1 protein-coding gene and 1 pseudogene are annotated in these 1076 nt (G+C 70.3%); both read right to left on the bottom strand.

The features are described 5' to 3' along the window. Positions 1 to 534 (bottom strand): annotated as a pseudogene (locus BZY54_RS48440) (GntP family permease); the annotation flags it as partial. Between the two features lie 77 nt (positions 535 to 611). After that, on the bottom strand, positions 612 to 1076 hold a 465-nt coding region (locus tag BZY54_RS48435; protein ID WP_086731580.1), incomplete at its 5' end, for a gluconokinase.

Below are 1076 nucleotides of genomic sequence, written 5' to 3'. Positions count from 1 at the left end.
GCCGCTCCAGCTCGTCGGAGGCACGCTGCGGGATCATGCGGTCGGGGGCGGGGACGTCCACCCAGCGGCTGGCGACCTTGGAGAACAGCGGGCCCGCGATGATCACGGACGGGATGGCGACCAGGATGCCCAGCGCCAGTGTCACGCCCAGGTTGGCCTTGACCGCGTCGATGGCGACCAGCGGGCCGGGGTGCGGCGGGATCAGGCCGTGCATGACGGACAGACCGGCCAGCGCCGGGATGCCGATGCGCATCAGGGAGTAGTTGCCGCGCTTGGCGACCATCAGCACGACCGGGATCAGCAGCACGATGCCGATCTCGAAGAACAGCGGCAGACCGACCACCGACGCGATCAGCACCATCGCCCACGGCATCGCCNNCCGGCGACCGTCGAGCCGAGGCCGGTGGTGAAGCTGGTGATCGCCTTGTCCAACGGCGCCCCGGCGATGGCGCCGAGCACCAGTGACCCGATGGTCAGGGACAGGAAGGCGTGCAGCTTGAACTTGGTGATGAGCAGGACGATGACGGCGATGCCNNACGGGTTTCCCTTGTAGGTGAAGAGGGACGGTGGGGACAGGTGTGCCGCGGTCGGTGACCGTGGGGGAGAAGGCGTCACCGTGGGGACGGTTCGGCCCGGTCCGATCGCGTGGGGCTGTCGAGGTCGTCGAGAGCGGCCACGGCGCGCGCGGTGATCTCCTCGGGGGAGCCGGAGACGTCCACCGCGACGCCCCGCTCGTCCGCCTGGAGCGGCTGGAGCGTGGCGAACTGGGAGTCCAGCAGCGCCGTCGGCATGAAGTGCCCCTGGCGGTGCGTCATCCGGTCCTCGATGAGTTTCCGGTCGCCCGTCAGATGGACGAAGACGATGCCGGGAGCCTCGGCCCTGAGCCGGTCGCGGTAGGACCGCTTCAGCGCCGAGCTGCTCACCACCCCGCCGAGACCCGCCCGCCCGTGCGCCCAGGCGCCGATGGCGTCGAGCCACGGCCACCGGTCGTCGTCGTCGAGCGGAACACCGGCCGTCATCTTGTCGATGTTGGCCTGCGGATGGAAGTCGTCGCCCTCGGCGTACGGGACGCCGAG

Source organism: Streptomyces carpinensis, from assembly GCF_002154505.1.
Lineage (GTDB): Bacteria > Actinomycetota > Actinomycetes > Streptomycetales > Streptomycetaceae > Streptomyces > Streptomyces carpinensis.
Note: the sequence above shows the minus strand (reverse complement) of the source record. Positions and strands in the feature narration are given on the sequence as shown.